The organism is Paraburkholderia aspalathi, from assembly GCF_905220735.1.
In the GTDB taxonomy this organism is placed as follows: domain Bacteria; phylum Pseudomonadota; class Gammaproteobacteria; order Burkholderiales; family Burkholderiaceae; genus Paraburkholderia; species Paraburkholderia aspalathi.
This window is the reverse complement of sequence record NZ_CAJNBA010000002.1, coordinates 620,935-636,916: the sequence shown is the minus strand read 5'-3', so window position 1 is coordinate 636,916 and position 15,982 is coordinate 620,935. Positions and strand designations below refer to the sequence as shown.

At 61.5% G+C, this 15,982-nt stretch carries 13 protein-coding genes; 2 read left to right on the top strand and 11 right to left on the bottom strand.

The genetic code is table 11. The features are described from left to right. Positions 1-46 precede the first annotated feature (46 nt). The 5 genes from KHO30_RS13625 to KHO30_RS13605 all read right to left on the bottom strand — a co-directional run bounded on the left by KHO30_RS13625 (position 47) and on the right by KHO30_RS13605 (position 4,043). On the bottom strand, positions 47-790 hold the full coding sequence (locus KHO30_RS13625) for a YoaK family protein (protein ID WP_093639893.1): 744 nt from the start codon (positions 788-790) through the stop codon (positions 47-49). After that, on the bottom strand, positions 772-1,008 hold the full coding sequence (locus KHO30_RS13620) for a DUF1427 family protein (RefSeq protein ID WP_200619105.1): 237 nt from the start codon (positions 1,006-1,008) through the stop codon (positions 772-774). The genes KHO30_RS13625 and KHO30_RS13620 overlap by 19 nt, the downstream gene beginning before the upstream one ends. 25 nt (positions 1,009-1,033) lie before the next feature. Continuing rightward, complete coding sequence (locus KHO30_RS13615; protein WP_200619104.1) at positions 1,034-1,435, bottom strand: DoxX family protein; 402 nt, start codon at positions 1,433-1,435, stop codon at positions 1,034-1,036. Positions 1,436-1,448: 13 nt separating this feature from the next. Continuing rightward, positions 1,449-3,326, bottom strand: coding sequence for an amidohydrolase (locus KHO30_RS13610; protein ID WP_200652267.1), 1,878 nt, complete (start codon positions 3,324-3,326; stop codon positions 1,449-1,451). Between the two features lie 90 nt (positions 3,327-3,416). After that, positions 3,417-4,043 (bottom strand): hydrolase, encoded by a 627-nt coding sequence (locus KHO30_RS13605; RefSeq protein ID WP_093639905.1) that lies wholly within the window; start codon positions 4,041-4,043, stop codon positions 3,417-3,419. 473 nt (positions 4,044-4,516) lie between these two features. Here KHO30_RS13605 and poxB point away from each other — a divergent pair, with 473 nt between their 5' ends. Together poxB and KHO30_RS13595 are read left to right on the top strand one after the other, a co-directional pair. After that, on the top strand, positions 4,517-6,238 hold the full coding sequence (gene poxB, locus KHO30_RS13600; RefSeq protein WP_211701281.1) for a ubiquinone-dependent pyruvate dehydrogenase: 1,722 nt from the start codon (positions 4,517-4,519) through the stop codon (positions 6,236-6,238). Between the two features lie 51 nt (positions 6,239-6,289). Beyond that, positions 6,290-7,564: an MFS transporter gene (locus tag KHO30_RS13595; protein WP_093639911.1), complete on the top strand. Its 1,275-nt coding sequence runs from the start codon at positions 6,290-6,292 to the stop codon at positions 7,562-7,564. 54 nt (positions 7,565-7,618) lie between these two features. On the opposite strand, the gene KHO30_RS13590 is transcribed toward KHO30_RS13595, so the two are convergent. The 6 genes from KHO30_RS13590 to KHO30_RS13565 all read right to left on the bottom strand — a co-directional run bounded on the left by KHO30_RS13590 (position 7,619) and on the right by KHO30_RS13565 (position 15,896). After that, positions 7,619-8,863, bottom strand: a complete 1,245-nt coding sequence (locus KHO30_RS13590; RefSeq protein ID WP_211701280.1) for an acyl-CoA dehydrogenase family protein — start codon at positions 8,861-8,863, stop codon at positions 7,619-7,621. 79 nt (positions 8,864-8,942) lie between these two features. Then, positions 8,943-9,707, bottom strand: a complete 765-nt coding sequence (locus tag KHO30_RS13585) for an SDR family oxidoreductase (RefSeq protein WP_093639918.1) — start codon at positions 9,705-9,707, stop codon at positions 8,943-8,945. A gap of 42 nt (positions 9,708-9,749) precedes the next feature. Beyond that, positions 9,750-10,769, bottom strand: coding sequence for a phosphotransferase (locus KHO30_RS13580; protein ID WP_211701279.1), 1,020 nt, complete (start codon positions 10,767-10,769; stop codon positions 9,750-9,752). 22 nt (positions 10,770-10,791) lie between these two features. After that, entirely contained in the window at positions 10,792-11,466 is a 675-nt protein-coding gene (locus KHO30_RS13575) for a histidine phosphatase family protein (protein ID WP_211701278.1), read from the bottom strand. Positions 11,467-11,604: 138 nt separating this feature from the next. Beyond that, positions 11,605-12,504 carry a LysR family transcriptional regulator gene (locus KHO30_RS13570; RefSeq protein WP_093639927.1) on the bottom strand — a complete coding sequence of 300 codons (900 nt, stop codon included), beginning with the start codon at positions 12,502-12,504 and terminating at the stop codon, positions 11,605-11,607. 272 nt (positions 12,505-12,776) lie between these two features. After that, the gene (locus KHO30_RS13565; RefSeq protein ID WP_211701277.1) at positions 12,777-15,896 is read right to left on the bottom strand and encodes an AAA family ATPase; all 3,120 of its coding nucleotides are present in this window, start codon (positions 15,894-15,896) and stop codon (positions 12,777-12,779) included. Between the last annotated feature and the right edge of the window lie 86 nt (positions 15,897-15,982).

The following is a 15,982-nucleotide window of genomic DNA, read 5'->3' as shown; positions in this document are numbered from 1 at the left end:
AAACACTCCTGGCTGGTAATGGATGCCGCAGCGTTGCGCGGCACAATCAGGTTCCGACCTGTGGCGTGCCCGTCCTGCGCACCAGCACGGCGAGCACGCACAACGCGGCGAGCGGCAACAGCAGCGCCCAGAATGACGCGAGCAGAAAGCCCGCCGCGCCCGCGCACGCGCCCACTGCAAAACCGGCGACGGGCGGCAGTATGCGCAACAACCGGCTGCGCGCCGCCTGCCGCGCGGCCAGGTCGTTGGATGAAAACAGCAGATCAAATCCGTCGATCACGGCCTGCGTAACGTTGCCTGTCATCACCGTGTTCGCGACCACGGCGCGCGTCGTCAACCGCCCATGCGCATTCTGCACGCCCATCGCCGCCGCGCCGAGCAGGCCGCAGGCGATGGTGAGCGGCGCATCGGCATCGGTGACAGGCATAGCCAGCAGGCCCATCGTCATATAGCCCGCCAGCAGCACCGCCTGCAACACGTACAACGCGTGTGCGCGTACTGACGGTTCGCGATGCAGCAGCCTGTTGTCAAGCATGCGAGCGAACACGATTCCGGCGACGAAGGCTGGAAAAGCGAGCCACTTGATCAGCAGGCCATGCCCCCCGTGCGCAAGCGCCGCGCCGATCAGAAGGAAGTTGCCGGTCACGTGCGCGGTGAAAAGGCCGAACAGCGCGACGAAGCCGAGCGTGTCGACATAGCCCGCTATCAAGGCAAGACACGTGTCTTCGCCGGGCACCTGACCGGGTTGCGCAGCGAACCACGCCACCGCGTCTACTGATCCTCTTTGCATAACGGTGTCGGTTTGGTGCCGGCAACGGGCGGCGCGCTTTGGGTTTGTGCATCGGGCGTGCGTATGCGCGCCTGCACAAACGGAATCGCATGCTCGCCAATCACAATACCGAGCAGCCCGGCAAGCGCGATGAGCGGCGGCGCGGGCGATTGCACCCGCACAAGGTAGTACAGGAGACCGACCACGAGGCCAGCTCCCAGCGAGATCAGATATGGCATGATTCGATCCTCACGCGCCGTGCGCTCAGGCTTGCCGTTGCACGAACCGCGGCAGCGCAATCCGGTAGCGTCCCGCACCGCCGATCGCGATGGTTCCGAACATGATCAGCAACATCCACGCGAATTGCGCCTCGCCCAACGTCCATTCGCGATGCACGAAACCCAGCGCGACCACGCAGACCACCATAATCGGCAGCGCGGCAAGCCGCGTCGCGATGCCCGCGATCATCAGCAGCGGGCACACGACCTCCGCGAAGATCGCACAGCCTAATGTCAGCGTCTTGCCGAGATGAAACGGGTCTTCGATCGCCTCGAGCTGACTCGTGTAGTGGATTGCCTTCGGCAGTCCATGCACGAGCAGCACGAGCACGCTCGCGGTGACGCGCAGAAACAGCAGCGCCACATCGAAAGTGAGAAAACGCTTCATCGCCTGCCTGCTCCTAGAACGCGAAACAACTGCAACCGAGCGCGCCCCAGAACGCGTTCGCGTCGCCTGCGGGTACGTTGCTGCGCCATGCCCACGCATGCGCGTGACGATGCACACCGCACAGGTTCACGCATGCGTCATTGCACGACTGCACCAGCGGCACCGCAGGACGATAGCGCGCATAGCCGCCGTACTCCGCGACGGGCGACCACGTGGGGCTAACGGGCAGCGCAGGCGGGTCGAACGTTTCGAACTCTTCGGCCGCGTAGACAATCCGCCCATTGACCGCCGTCAGCACCGAGCTCAGATGCTTGATGCCGTCTTCTTCCATCGTGAAGTAGTCGTCGCTCAACACCGCGAAATCGGCTAGCTGGCCAGGCACGAGCGCGCCCTTCTTCGTCTCTTCGTTCGAGAACCATGCGCTACCCACCGTATAACGGCGCAGCGCCTCCATGCGATCCAGCCGGTCCTGCGCGGCGTACATCAGCGTGCCGCCCACCGTGCGCCCCGAAACAAGCCAGTACAGCGACACGAACGGATTGAAGCTCGCGACGCGCGTTGCGTCCGTCCCCGCGCCGACCGGCAACCCGGCCGCGAGCATCTTGCGCACAGGCGGCGTATGCGCCGCGGCTTCGGCGCCGTAGCGGGAAATGAAGTATTCGCCCTGATAGGCCATCCGGTGCTGGACGGCAATGCCGCCGCCCAGCGCGGCAATGCGGTCGATGTTGCGCGCCGAAATGGTTTCGCAGTGGTCGAAGAACCAGCGCAGGCCGTTGAACGGCGTGTCCTGGTTGACACGCTCGAACACGTTGAGGAAGCGTTCGATCGATTCGTCGTAAGTGGCATGCAGCCGGAACGGCCAGCGGTTTTGCACGAGCAGCCGCACGACGGCTTCGAGTTCGCTTTCCATCACGTCCGGCAGGTCCGGACGCGGCTCCAGAAAATCTTCGAAGTCCGCGCCGGAGAACACGAGCATTTCGCCGGCGCCATTCATCTTCAGGAAATCGTCGCCGTCACCGGGTTTGGTGACTTTGACCCATCTCGCGAAATCTTCGATTTCCTGCTTCGCGTTCTGCGTGAACAGGTTGTACGCAATTCGCACGGTCAGCTCGTTACGCTTCGCGAGTTCCATGATGACGGCGTAGTCGTCGGGATAAGACTGGTAGCCACCGCCTGCGTCGATCGCGCTCGTCACGCCCAGGCGGTTGAGCTCGCGCATGAACTGGCGCGACGAATTCAACTGGTCGTCGAGCGGCAGCTTCGGTCCTTTTGCGAGCGTCGCGTACAGCAGACCCGCATTCGGACGCGCGATCAGCATGCCGGTCGGATTGCCGCGGCGGTCGTGCTGGATTTCGCCGCCCGGCGGATTCGGCGTATCGCGGTCATAGCCGACCGCACGCAGCGCGGCAGCGTTCAGCAGCGCGCTGTCGTAGAGATGCAGGATGAAGACGGGCGTGTCCGGCGCGATCGCGTTGATCTCCTCAAGCGTCGGGCCCCGCTTCTCCGCGAACTGGAATTCGTTCCATCCACCGATAACACGCACCCATTGCGGCGCAGGCGTGCGTGCAACCTGCGCGCGCAGCATCTCTAGCGCGTCGCGCAGCGAGGGCACGCCATCCCAGCGCAGTTCGAGATTGAAATTCAAACCGCCGCGAATGATGTGAAGATGCGAATCGTTGAGCCCGGGAACGACCGTGCGTCCCTTCAGATCGATGCGGCGCGTCGACTCGTTCGCCCATTGCATCATGTCGTGATCGTTGCCGCTCGCAACGATCTCGCCCTTCGCGATGGCGAGCGCCGTCACGAACGAACGCTTGTCGTCCTGCGTCGCAATCTTGCCGTTATAGATCACCAGGTCCGCAATGCGGCTGGGCTGAATCGGTGCGGTCATCGTCGCTCTCCGTGATGGTTGGTCAGACGCCTTTCACGCGCGCCGACAAACGCGTCGCGCGTGAAAAATGGCGTGAGGCAATCAGTTCGCCTAGCTCGCGTGCCCGCCAAGAATCTGCTTCGCGTAGCGCACGCCGATGCCATACGAGGTATGCGCCTTGAAAATCTCCATGCAGCCTTCGTACGTTTCGCCGCGCGCCCAGTCACGTTGCAGTTCGCACATGAACTGCACCGAGGTCAGCGGCACCGCGCCTGCCTGGATGACGCGCTGCACGGCACGCTCATGGGCTTCCCCAGTGATATCGCCGCAGGCGTCCGTCGGCACATAGATCTCGAAGCCTTCAGCCAGCATCTGCACGCTCGGGAAAGCGACGCACACTTCCGTCCACAAGCCCGCGATCACGATCTTCTTGCGGCCCGTCGCCTTGATCGCGTCGCGAAAGCCCTTGTCTTCCCACGAATTCATCGACGTGCGATCGATCGGTTTGATCTGCGGAAACACCGATTGCACTTCCGGCAGCAGTTGGCCACTGAAGGTATCGGCGGCGACCGTCGTCAGAACGGTCGGCACCTTGAAGAGCTTCGCGGTCTTCGCGAGGATCTGAATGTTGTGAAGGATGGTGGTGCGTTCGTGCGAGTGCGTGCCGAAGAACATCTGCGGCTGATGATCGATAAGCGCGAGCGCGCACGTGTCGGGCGTCAACAGTTCATGGGCCATGAGTAGCTCCAATTTTCGAGAATGCGAGGACCCGCACGGTTGCACGAAGGCCACCGTGTCAGCGTCCGGTTAGTGGATAGGTCGAGTCGATGTTGCATCGGCGAGGCGGATGCGAACGGCTTCCCGGCGAAGCTTGAGCGTGAGTTTCACGATGCCGCGATGGCACGACGAGAAGGTATAACTTCGCACCTTGCCGCGACATTACATATTTATGTAGCGCGGTAGTCCACAGTAAGTTCGGATACCTGACCTCATTGCTCAACCGGCGCGGAGCAAGAATTGCCTCGCCACGATGTTCCAGATTCATGTAATGGTCGTCTTAGGACCGGCCGGCTACTATCGAACATATCGCGTGGCGAACGGGTCTTCATTCGTCCTGCGCCAAAGGACGACGCACTCACGCGGAATGCGCTTCTTTTGCCTCCCCATAAGCATCCGATGGGCCGCGAATTCTTAATCTATGGAGATATGAAATGGCAACGATAGCTGCCGACTACATGGTTGGTGCACTGGTCAATGCGGGCGTGAAGCGTGTGTTCGGCGTGGTGGGCGATTCGCTGAATGGCTTCACGGATTCCTTGCGTCGCGAAGGTTCCATTGAATGGGTTCACATGCGGCATGAAGAAAGCGCGGCTTTCGCCGCGGGCGCCGAAGCGCATCTCACAGGACAACTCGCAGTCTGTTGCGGGAGTTGCGGCCCGGGGAACCTGCACCTGATCAACGGCCTGTTCGACTGCCAACGCAGCGGCGTTCCTGTGCTCGCTATCGCTGCGCATATTCCCAGTTCGGAAATCGGCATCGACTATTTTCAGTCGACTCATCCGGAAGTGCTGTTCAAGGAATGCAGTCATTACGTCGAGCTCGTCACCCACCCCGACCAACTGCCGCAGATTCTGGGCCGTGCGATCCGGACGGCCGTTGCGCGCAAAGGCGTGGCTGTTGTCGTGATACCTGGCAATGTGGCGCTCGGCCCGCTCACAAAACCTGTGCCGAGCTGGAGCGCACCGTCTGCTCCGATGATTCGCCCCGCGGACGCCGACATCGCGAAACTCGCCCTTCTGTTGAACCAGTCGTCGCGCGTGACCTTGCTTTGTGGAGCGGGTTGCAAGGATTCGCACGCGGAAGTCGTGGAACTCGCCCGCAAGCTGCAAGCGCCGATCGTGCACTCGCTGCGAGGCAAGGAGTTTATCGAATACGACAACCCATTCGATGTGGGAATGACAGGCCTTGTCGGGTTCTCCTCCGGGTACTCCGCGATGAAGAGCTGCGACATGCTCCTGATGTTGGGTACCGATTTTCCTTATCGACAGTTCTATCCAGAGGGGGTGACGATCGCTCAAGTCGATACAAGGCCAGAAGCCCTCGGCAATCGATGCCCAATTGAGCTTGGCGTATTGGGAACGGTCAAGGACACGCTCACCGAACTGCTCCCCATGGTTCAGCAGAATGCGGACAGCAGCTTCCTGAATCGCGCGCTCGACGACTATCGCAAGGCTCGCGCGAATCTGGATTCGCTGGCCGAGCCCGAAGCGGGCAGCAGCACCATTCATCCGCAATACGTGACCCGGCTCGTCAGCGAACTCGCCGCCGAGGACGCCATCTTCTCCTGCGACGTCGGCACCCCCATCGCATGGACAGCCCGCTATCTGAAGATGAACGGCAAGCGGCGCCTGGTGGGTTCGTTCAATCATGGCTCGATGGCCAACTCGCTCCTGCACTCGATTGGCGCGCAGGCCGCTTTCAGGGACCGGCAGGTGATCTCGATGTCGGGCGACGGCGGCTTCACCATGATGATGGGTGAGTTTCTCACGCTGATTCAGGCAGGCTTGCCGGTCAAAGTCGTCGTGCTCAACAACGGAACGCTGGGCTTCGTGGAAATGGAGATGAAGGCCAGTGGCTTCGTCGATACGGGATGCGACCTCAAGAATCCGAATTTCGCCGCGATGGCCAATGCGATCGGAATCAAAGGCATACGCGTCGAGCACCCTGCGGAGCTGGAAGATGCGCTAAGCGAAGCGTTCGCCCATCCGGGCCCGGCGCTCGTCGACGTAGTAAGCGCACGTCAGGAGCTCGTGATGCCTCCCTCGACCAGCGCCGACCAGGCTTACCACTTCGGCCTGTTCATGCTTCGTGCCGTCATGGACGGTCGCGGCCAGCAGCTCATCGACCTCGCAAAGGTCAATCTGTTCCGGTAATGCAGTCCGCACGCGTATAGGGACCGTTATCCACGCAATGGGATTCGAACCATGTCCAGCAAAATCGTCGGCACTGTAGATGCTCCATCCGAACGCGAGCCCATCCACATGGGCTTCGTCATCGCATGGCTTTTCTGTGCCGCGTTCTACTTCATGCAGTACATGCTGCGTTCAGCGCCGGGCGTGATGGTGCCCGAGCTGAGTGCGGCGTTCGCGCGCGATGCGCTGGGCGTGGGTGCGCTCGTCGGCCTGTACTACTACACCTATGCGCTGTTCTCGATTCTTTGCGGTGCGCTGCTCGATCGGCTCGGCGGCAAGGCGGTCATTCCGGCCGGCATCGTTCTCGTGGCTGTTGGGGCGGCGCTGTTCGGCCTTGGCAGCGTGGAGGCGGCGCAGGTCGGTCGCCTGCTGCAAGGCGCGGGGTCGGCGTGTGGCTTTATCGGCGCGGTGTATCTCGCCACGCACGGCTTTCCGCCACGCTCTCTTGCGACGGCGGTAGGCTTCACTCAATGCTTCGGTATGCTGGGCGGTTCCGCGGGTCAGTTCGCCGTCGCGCCGCTCATTCACGGCGTCATCACATGGCAGCAGTTCTGGTGGCTGTCCGGCCTCGTGATCTTTGTGATCGCCCTACTGGTGCTCTTCGTGACGCCGGCAGCCCATGACAACAGCCCTGCCAGCCAGGGCTCGTGGCTGAAGATGTTCGCGCCGTACAAGCAGGTACTCACGAATCCGCAGTCCTACCTTTGCGGCTTCTGCGCCGGCCTTTTGTTCCTGCCGACTACGATTGGCGACATGATCTGGGGCATTCCATTCCTGCACAGCGGTCTCAACGTCAGCTATGGAGAGGCCGTCAATCGCGCGAGCATGGTACCGCTCGGCTGGGTGATCGGCTGCCCGCTGCTAGGCTACCTGGCCGACCGTCTGGGCCGCCGCAAGCCGGTATTGATCGGCGGTGCGCTGCTGATGCTGGTGTCGGGCGCCGGCATTTTTTATCTGCCGGCCGGCGTGGCGCCGCCATATGTGCTCGGCCTGCTGCTCGGCATCGGCTCCGGTGCGGCGATGCTGCCCTACACGGTGATCAAGGAAGTCAACCCCGACAACGTGAAAGGCAGCGCCAGCGGCGCGATCAATTTTCTGGTGTTCACGTTCAGCGCGTTGCTCACGCCGGTGTACGGCAAGCTGCTCGCCCACCATGCGAACGGCGGCACAATGGATCTGTCTACATTCCGGGCAGCCGGTTCATGGCTGATCGGTGGCATCGTGCTTGCCATGGTGCTCGCTATATTCATGCGCGAGACCGGACCGCGCGGACGCGCGAACGCGTGAGGGCGACGCCAGGTTCTTCAGCAAGGAGGAGCCCCTTGAACCTGGCGCTATCCGTTACACCGAGGGCGTCAGGTAAGGATTGACCTTGCCCGGCGCATAAGGCTGCGTCTTGAGTTCCATCCGTGCAATGCTCTGCAAGTGAACCTCGTCCGGGCCATCGGCGAAGCGCAATGCACGGCCCCACGTCCAGCTGTCGGCCAATGGCGTGTCGGGGCTCAGCCCCATTGCGCCGAACACCTGCATCGCCCGCTCGCATACGGCGGTGTGAACTGTCGGCACGAGCGCCTTGATCATCGAGATCTCCTTGCGCGCGTCCTTCGCACCCACGTTGTCGATCATCCACGCGGCCTTGAGAACGAACAGCCTCGCCTGATCGATTTCGATTCTGGACTTCGCGATCCACTCGGCGACTGTTTCGTGTTCAAACAGCGTCTTGCCGAATGCCGTGCGCGCCTGGGCCCGCTCCACCATCAACTCGAGCGCCAGTTCCGCGGCGCCGATCGAGCGCATGCAATGATGAATCCGTCCCGGCCCGAGACGCGCCTGCGCCAGTGCAAAGCCGCTACCCTCTTCACCGAGCAGATTCGATCGCGGCACGCGCACGCCTTTGAACTCGATCTCGCAGTGGCCTTCCGGCGCCACGTGATTGACCACCGGAATATTGCGGATCACCTTGACGCCGGGTGTATCGCGGGGCACGAGAATCATGCTCTGCTGACTGTGGCTCGGCGCGTCCGGATCCGTTTTGCCCATCACGATGTAGATCTGGCAATTCGGATGGGCTGCATTCGTGATGAACCACTTGCGGCCGTCGATCACATAGTCGTCCCCGTCGCGACGAATCGACGTGGTGATATTGGTCGCGTCCGAAGAGGCCACCGCCGGCTCCGTCATCGCGAACGCCGAACGGATCTTGCCGTCGAGAAGGGGCTTGAGCCACTTCTCGCGCTGAGCGGGCGTGGCAAACATATGCAGCAATTCCATATTGCCCGTGTCCGGCGCGTTGCAGTTGAACACCTCGGACGCCCACGACACCCGGCCCATGATCTCAGCGAGAGGCGCGTACTCGAGATTGGTCAGGCGGGTACCGGGCTCGTCATCGCGCAGATGCGGCAAGAACAGGTTCCAGAGACCCTCTTCACGCGCCTTGTCCTTCAAGGTCTCCATAAAGGAAACCGGATACTGACCGGCACTCACTTCATCGTGCCATTGCCGGATGCGCGGAACGATATGCGTGTCCATGAACGCACGCACCTGAGTACGCAGCGCTTCGACTTTCGGGCTGTATGCAAAGTCCATTTTTACTCTTCCATAATCTGATTGGCGTTGTCGAGGCATCGACCAACGACGTGGCCAGTACCGTGCCTCGACCCCATGACTAGATCGTCAGTCCACCGTCGACGACGATACACTCTCCGTTGGTATAGCTCGCAGCGTCGGACACCAGGTACAGCACGGTACCCGCCATCTCGCGAGGTTCCGCATGACGTCGCAGCGGAATCTGCGACACCCAGCTCTCGTACGTGGCCTGATCTGCGAACAGCGCCCCTGCAAAGCGGGTTTTGGTCAGTCCGGGAAGCAGCGCATTCACCCGGATCCCCAACGGTCCGCACTCCTTCGCGAAGGCCCGCGTCATGTTGACAACGGCGGCCTTGGTGATCGAGTAGATGCCCTGTCTGTCGCCAGGCTGCAATGCATTGACCGAAGCCGTGTTGACGATCGCGCCGCCGCCGTTTTCCCGCATCAACTTGCCCGCCTCGACGGACATGAAGAAGTAACCGCGCAGATTGACTTCCACCGTCTTTTCGAAGGACGACAGATCGGTATCGAGAATGTGGCCAAAATACGGATTGGTCGCCGCGTTGTTGACGAGAATGTCCAGCCGGCCATGCCGTGCCCGAATATGCTGGAAGATCGCGTGGATGTCCTCGAGACGCCCCACGTGGCACGGGTACGCTTCGGCGCTCCCGCCCGCTTCCTTGATTTCGCTTGCAACGGATTCACAATCTTCCAGCTTGCGGCTCGACACAATCACGTGGGCACCCTGCTCGGCGAGCAATTTCGCGATCTCTTCGCCGATACCCCGGCTCGCGCCCGTCACCAGCGCAATCTTTCCTTTCAGGTCAAACAGATTTGTAGTCACGATCAGTATTCCTATTTCTACGTTCCGATTTCCTGCCTGTCTTCAGATCAGGTCAATGCCCATCTTCGCAAGCGCTCCGGCCATCTCCCCCACCTGCCGCGCTTTTTCGTTCGATGCGTTGCCGCCCAGGGCCCGCTTCTTCACGCCCTGTGCAATCGCGGCGAGTCGGAAGAAGCTGAACGCCAGGTAGAAGTTCCAGTTCTCAATCGACGAAATGCCCCGCAGCGCGCAATATCGCTCGACAATCGACGCCTCATCCGGCACGCCCAACGCGCCTCGATTCAAGCCTGCGAGTCCGGCGATATGGCTGCCGGGCGGAAGCCGCAAACACATGCAGAAGTACGCGATGTCAGCCAACGGATTGCCGAGCGTGGAGAGTTCCCAATCGAGAACGGCGCGGACTTGAGGCGCATCGCGCATGAAGATGATGTTGTCGATACGGAAGTCGCCGTGCACGAGCGAAGGTTTTCCCGTTTCCGCCGGACAGTGCGCAGGCAGCCACTCGATCAGCGACTCCATGGCCGCCAACGTATCGGTTTGCGCGGCGCGATATTGCCTGGTCCAAACGTCGATCTGACGCTCGAAATAATTGCCCGGGCGGCCGTAGTCGGACAATCCGGCTTCGTCGATGTCCACGTCGTGGAGAGCGGCCATTGTGCCAAGCAGTGCGTCATAGATGGCGCCACGTTCCTCGACGGGTACTTCGGGCAGCGCCGGGTTCCAGAAGATTCGCCCGTCTTCGTAGCTCATGACGTAAAACAGGCTGCCGATGACATCGCGGTCCTCGCAAAGGTGATACGCGCGGGCGACAGGGACCGGTGTCCGGCCGAGCGCCGATATCACACGAAACTCGCGATCAACCGCATGCGCAGCCTTGAGCAGATCGCCGGGAGGTTGACGTCTCAACACATAGCTTCCGCTTTGCGCCTTCAAAAGAAACGTCGGATTGGATTGGCCGCCGGGAAATTTCTCGACGGTCATCGGCCCTTGAAACCCGGGCACGTGCACCGTCAGATAACGTGTGAGATCGTCGATGTCGAACTGGAGACTGGGGTGGTTCATCTAGCAGGAATCCGGATTGAGGTCAGCCGTAGGTGACAAATTCACGCCTCTCGGCATGTTCGAGATGCGGCACGGAATTGAAGCTGACGAGCGACATCGCGTCGTCGTTAAAAACATATTGGCAAACGCTGCTGTTTCGAATCTGCAGGTTCAGTGCAATCGCGCTCGCAGCGGGCGCCTGCAGAACCTGTTGGGCAGTGACCGCGATCGGGCCACCCGAACTCACCACCATAACGCGTCTGCCGCCAGCCCGCTGAATGTCGTTGCGCGCACGCTGGACACGCGTCTGGAATTGCCGCCATGTCTCAGGAACAGCACCCGGCAAGCTGTCATCGGCCCAGAGCTGCAGCACGTGCCGGAGCCCTTTGTAGAAGTCCTTCTTTGAACTGGTGGCGGACAGAGCTGACGGCAAGCCCTCATCGCCCACGGCCGCGAACAATGCTTCGAAATCGTATTCGTTCAGACCCGCGTCTTGCGCGAGCTCGATTGGCGGGCCGCCCATTGCGGCGAGAATGGCGTCGGCGGTTTGCCGATGCCGCTGCATCGTGCCGATGACAACACGATCGAACCGCAAGTTCGCCTGCGCGAAGTATTCGCCGAGCCAGCTCGATTGGGTACGACCGGAAGGTGATAGCTCGTCATAGTTGTCAGCGCCGAAGGACGCCTGACCATGCCGTACAAGATAGAGTTCTGCCATGCCAGCCTCGCGTCAACATGGCTAGCAGAATACCCAGCGCCGCATCATTCAGGAAATTTATTGTTGTGATAGTTGGCTATAGATTTTCGTGACACCAGGCGTATATCCCACATCCCTCGCCTGCCCCGTAGATCCGCGCTACTGGTTCATTTCCAGCATGAGCCGGCCAACCTGCTCGCGCAACCAACGATGAGCCGGGTCCCCCGTCACGCTTCGATGCCAGTAGCCATGCGACTGAAGATCCGGAAGATCGAACGGCAGTTCCAGGATTCGCGCGTCATAGCGCTTGAGGAGTACGAGGGGGGCCGTGAGGACGAGATCGGTTCGCATCGCAATCAACGGGGCCACCAGATAGTGTTGGACCCGCGTCTGAATCGATCGCCTGACGCCGAGCTTGGTCAGCTCGCCATCGACGAGACCCGATCCCTGGGGGCGGCTGGATACGTGGATGTGACCGAAGCTGAGGTAGTCGTCGATCGTCAGCTTCTTCTTTGTAAACGGATGATCGCGACGCAGCATGCAGGCATAGCGGTCGCGGCCGAGCGGTTCCTGCTCGAGGTAGGGATCGTCAATCAGCGGCGCGTCGATCGCAAGATTGACTGCACCGCTCGCTAGCGCTTCCGGAACCTCTTTACGCGTCGTGAAGTAGCTCTCGATGCGGATGCCGGGCGCCAGCCGCTGCAGCACCTCCTCGAGCGCGGGCAGAAGGAGCGCCTCCGTGAGGTCGGTCATGCTGAGCCGGAACGTGCGCTCGGACGAGCCGGGATCGAAGCGTCCGCCGACGTGTGTACTCGAGTCGAGCAGCTGCAGCGCCTCACGAACCTGGCCGATGATGTTTTCCGAAACGGGCGTCGGCATCATGCCGGCCGACGTACTCACAAACAGCTGATCGTCGAATGTTTTGCGCATCCGCGACAATGCATTGCTGACAGCAGGCTGAGTGATGAATAGCATTTCCGCTGCGCGCGTCAGGTTTCGTGTTCTGTAGACGGCTTCGAAGACAACGAAGAGATTCAGGTCAACCTTTGACAGACGCATTTTCAAATTTCCCGATGCCACTCGAACTGTGTTTTCGATCCATCCTGTTCACCATGCACTTGTCGGCGCAAGGCGACGATCGGCGTGGTATCAAGGAGCAACCCCGGCGAGTCTACTCCTGCAAGTGAGAGACAACCAAACAGGGGCCAATCGGTGAAGGACCCACTTATCTTGCATCGACTCCTTACTGGTCGATATCACCCAGCGGGGGGATCGGCGTCATGATGGCTCCCCCGTGTCTCATGTCTTGCACCTCTTGCTTGGAGCATCTATCAGCTTGTTGAAAGAGCGAGCAGACGCTGGCCGATCTGACCACCACGCGGCAAGGAATTCGACAGGCGCTCGAGCGTCGACATGAAATGGCGCTGCTGCACATCCGCCTGTTCGGCATCGCCGCAGACCTCGTGAATCGCCACCGCCGTACGATGAAGCCGCCAGTCCGCCAGCGGGGTTTCGAAGCCTTCCGTGGCCGCGAACGCCGCGTTGATATGCTCGCGTGCAATGACCGGATCTCCACTCGCGAGCGCCTCTCGCGCAACGATGTCCCAGGCAAGCGCCTGCCACGTCCGGTCTTCGGTGGCGAGGGCGAGCTTGAGGAACGCCTCGGCGCGCGATCTCGCGGTGCGATGGTCGCCCGCCATCATTGCGGCCTCGGCGGTACCCCATTCGATTGCCAGCCGCCAGTACCAGTCGAACATGATGGGTGTAGCGTCCAGTTGCCGTTGCGCTTCAGCAAATAGCGCCGAGGCGCGCGCGCCGTCCTCCAGTCCGATATACGCGAGGCCCGCGAGTACGATGCACGCACGGTGTTGCACGGGCAGCAGCGCGCCGGCGTCGGCTTCGACCGCTCGATCGGAGGAGTTTGAAGCCGGCACGAAGCGTTCGTACATGTCAATGACTGACTCGTAGTCCATTGTGTGCACGAACAACCAACCCCGATAGACCTCGAGTGTGCGAGCCGCAAAATAGTCGCCATTCTCGTGGTACGACGCCATGCCCTGCTCGAACGATTCCATCGAGCGCCCCAACTCTCCCAGGAAGAGTTGAGCCCACGCCGTACCCAGCCGGACCATCCACGTCGCTCTCGCGAGGTCGAAGCCCGGATGTTCCACCGCATGCTCAAAGAGGATCTGGTAATTCGCCCGTACCGTGCCGAGTGCTTCACGATAGCGGGTGGAAATGATGCACAGCATGCTGTGCTCCATATTCGCCCGGGCGATCAGCAAGGGATCCCCCGTCTCGCGCAGCGCACGCATCGCCGTCTCGCACTCGGTCAGATCGGCATGCGACCAGCCGTCGGTCCAGATACGGCGTACGTAGGCACTCACGCGCACCAGCGCACTGACGCGCAGGTCAGGATGCGATGCGCTGAGCGTCAGCGCATCGTTGAGCACCTCGATGCAACGTTGCCGGTCGCTCCAGCTAAAAACGTAGGCCAGGCCGAGCATGGCGCGCAATTGCGCATCGAGCCGACCAATCGTGCGTGCCTGCTCCTCCAGTTCGATCCAGGCGGCCTCGGCGCGCGGATCGTGCGCCGCTGCGTAAAGCGACGCACGCGCCTCGGCAAACTCAAAGCTTTTCAACGGGCGCAAATCAGCCGGCAACCTGGTGGTGAGCGAGGCGGCAAAATCGAGAATCGACTGCGCCTCGCGATACGCAAACCGAACCTTCGCGGTTTGCAGCGCAATGCGTAAGTAGTCGATCGCCTTGAGCCAGTCTCGCGCGTCGGCGAAATGATGTCCGAGCTCGTATGCCACCTCGGCTCGCTGATCGCGAGCGTAGATCGCCTCGAGCCGTTCCGCGATTTGCCGATGCAAACGGGAGCGGCGGGTCAGCCCTTGACGCCCATAGAATGCGTGACGAATGAGAGCATGGTCGAAACAGAACGTCGCCGCAGTTCCCCCGTCGGGGAAGCGCTTTACGCCGCTACGTTGAATAAAGCGTTGAGTGCGTGCCAGGGCCTCGCACAGATCGTCGAACTGCTCCGCCGACAGCCCCGCGGCCTCGGCCACGGTCGCCGATGAAAAGCAGAGTCCTGCCACGCTGGCGGCTTCAAGCAGATTCCGTTCGTCGGCGCCGAGGCGCCGGATTCTGCCCTCGAGCGTCCGGGTTATCGTGTGTGGCGCTGCCGCGCCGATCGCGGCGAGTGGCGCGAGCGGCCGCCAGCCCGTCACCGTTTTGCGGACCATGTCGCGCTCCACGAGATCGGCAAGCGTCGCCCGCATAAACAGCGGATTGCCGCCGCAACGTTGCGCGATGAGAAAAGACAGTTCTTCTTCGGCAGGGTCGGTGTGATCGCGGTCTGTCAGCCACGCAAGCACGGCATCGCGAGGCAATGGACCCAGCGCCAGTTCGCGGCATAGCCCCCTCAGTGCAAGCTCGTGGTGCAGTTGCTCGATGGGGTGTTCGGTCAGCGCCGCTTCGTCCGGCCGGTAAGTGACGACAGCCATCAGACGCAGCGCGCCTGGCTGGCGCGCCAGCGCCGCCAGAAAATCGACGGTCGAGTAGTCGGCCCAATGAAGATCTTCGAATATCAGAAGCAGCGGTTGCGTCTGCGTCAGGGAGCTCAGCAAGCCCCGGATCTCCCGCAGCATGCGTTCGCGCGACGCGCCAGGAAGCTGCCGATGCAGGGACTCGCGCACCTGACTCGCCACGTGGCCCGGGAGCTGCCATGCCCACGTGGGCGCGAGCGTCACCAGCGCTTTCACGACTTCGCTGCCGCCGGTTCCCTGGCACAGTTGGCCGAGCGCCTGCAGAACCGGATAAAACGGCTCCGTGCCGCCATAGCCCTCGACACAATGCCCTTCGGCAACCCACGCGTCGTCACGTTCGAACCGTTGCGCGGCAACGAACTGCCTGAGCAACGCTGTCTTGCCGATGCCCGGTTCACCGGTAACCACCACGACCTGAGTGTTTCCGCATCGGGCCTGGTCCATGGCGGCGCACAGTTGCTGCAATTCGCTCGTGCGCCCGGCAAAGCCGCCGAAGCTCTCCCCGTTCACAGCCGGCACAAGCTCCGTGACAGGAATCTCTACGGGCGCGACAAAACGATAGCCGCGTCCACGCAGTGTTTCGATGTAGCGAGGGCGCTGCGCGCTATCGCCGAGCCGCGCCCGGATCGTCTGTATGTGGCTCTTCACGACTTCGGGCTGCACGTGCACATCGGGCCACACGGCTTCGAGCAGCGCGTCATGAGTAATTAGCGCACCGCGATTCTCGATCAGAAACCGCAACACGCCGAAGGTCTTGCGTGTCAGGTCGATGCGCTCGGGCGCCGTGCCGGAGGAAGCCAGCCGCCAAAGACATTCGTTCGTCGTATCCAGACGAAAGCCTTCAAAACTGACCGACGATATCCTGCTCGAATGAGCCTTCATGCCAACCTTGCTCCTCATGCCTTTATCCAACCCTCTGAAGAACAACTCTGAAGAACAAACGCGCCCGCCTGCCAGGACGAGACGCACACTTCTCCCGTCAGGGT

What these genes read in the sequence shown, in the direction of transcription:
- KHO30_RS13610 (WP_200652267.1), bottom strand. Translation starts at nt 3,326, where the DNA reads ATGACCGCACCGATTCAGCCCAGCCGCATTGCGGACCTGGTGATCTAT.
- KHO30_RS13565 (WP_211701277.1), bottom strand. Translation starts at nt 15,896, where the DNA reads ATGAGGAGCAAGGTTGGCATGAAGGCTCATTCGAGCAGGATATCGTCG.
- KHO30_RS13615 (WP_200619104.1), bottom strand. Translation starts at nt 1,435, where the DNA reads ATGAAGCGTTTTCTCACTTTCGATGTGGCGCTGCTGTTTCTGCGCGTC.
- KHO30_RS13625 (WP_093639893.1), bottom strand. Translation starts at nt 790, where the DNA reads ATGCAAAGAGGATCAGTAGACGCGGTGGCGTGGTTCGCTGCGCAACCC.
- KHO30_RS13580 (WP_211701279.1), bottom strand. Translation starts at nt 10,769, where the DNA reads ATGAACCACCCCAGTCTCCAGTTCGACATCGACGATCTCACACGTTAT.
- KHO30_RS13570 (WP_093639927.1), bottom strand. Translation starts at nt 12,504, where the DNA reads ATGCGTCTGTCAAAGGTTGACCTGAATCTCTTCGTTGTCTTCGAAGCC.
- KHO30_RS13620 (WP_200619105.1), bottom strand. Translation starts at nt 1,008, where the DNA reads ATGCCATATCTGATCTCGCTGGGAGCTGGCCTCGTGGTCGGTCTCCTG.
- KHO30_RS13605 (WP_093639905.1), bottom strand. Translation starts at nt 4,043, where the DNA reads ATGGCCCATGAACTGTTGACGCCCGACACGTGCGCGCTCGCGCTTATC.
- KHO30_RS13595 (WP_093639911.1), top strand. Translation starts at nt 6,290, where the DNA reads ATGTCCAGCAAAATCGTCGGCACTGTAGATGCTCCATCCGAACGCGAG.
- KHO30_RS13590 (WP_211701280.1), bottom strand. Translation starts at nt 8,863, where the DNA reads ATGGACTTTGCATACAGCCCGAAAGTCGAAGCGCTGCGTACTCAGGTG.
- poxB (WP_211701281.1), top strand. Translation starts at nt 4,517, where the DNA reads ATGGCAACGATAGCTGCCGACTACATGGTTGGTGCACTGGTCAATGCG.
- KHO30_RS13575 (WP_211701278.1), bottom strand. Translation starts at nt 11,466, where the DNA reads ATGGCAGAACTCTATCTTGTACGGCATGGTCAGGCGTCCTTCGGCGCT.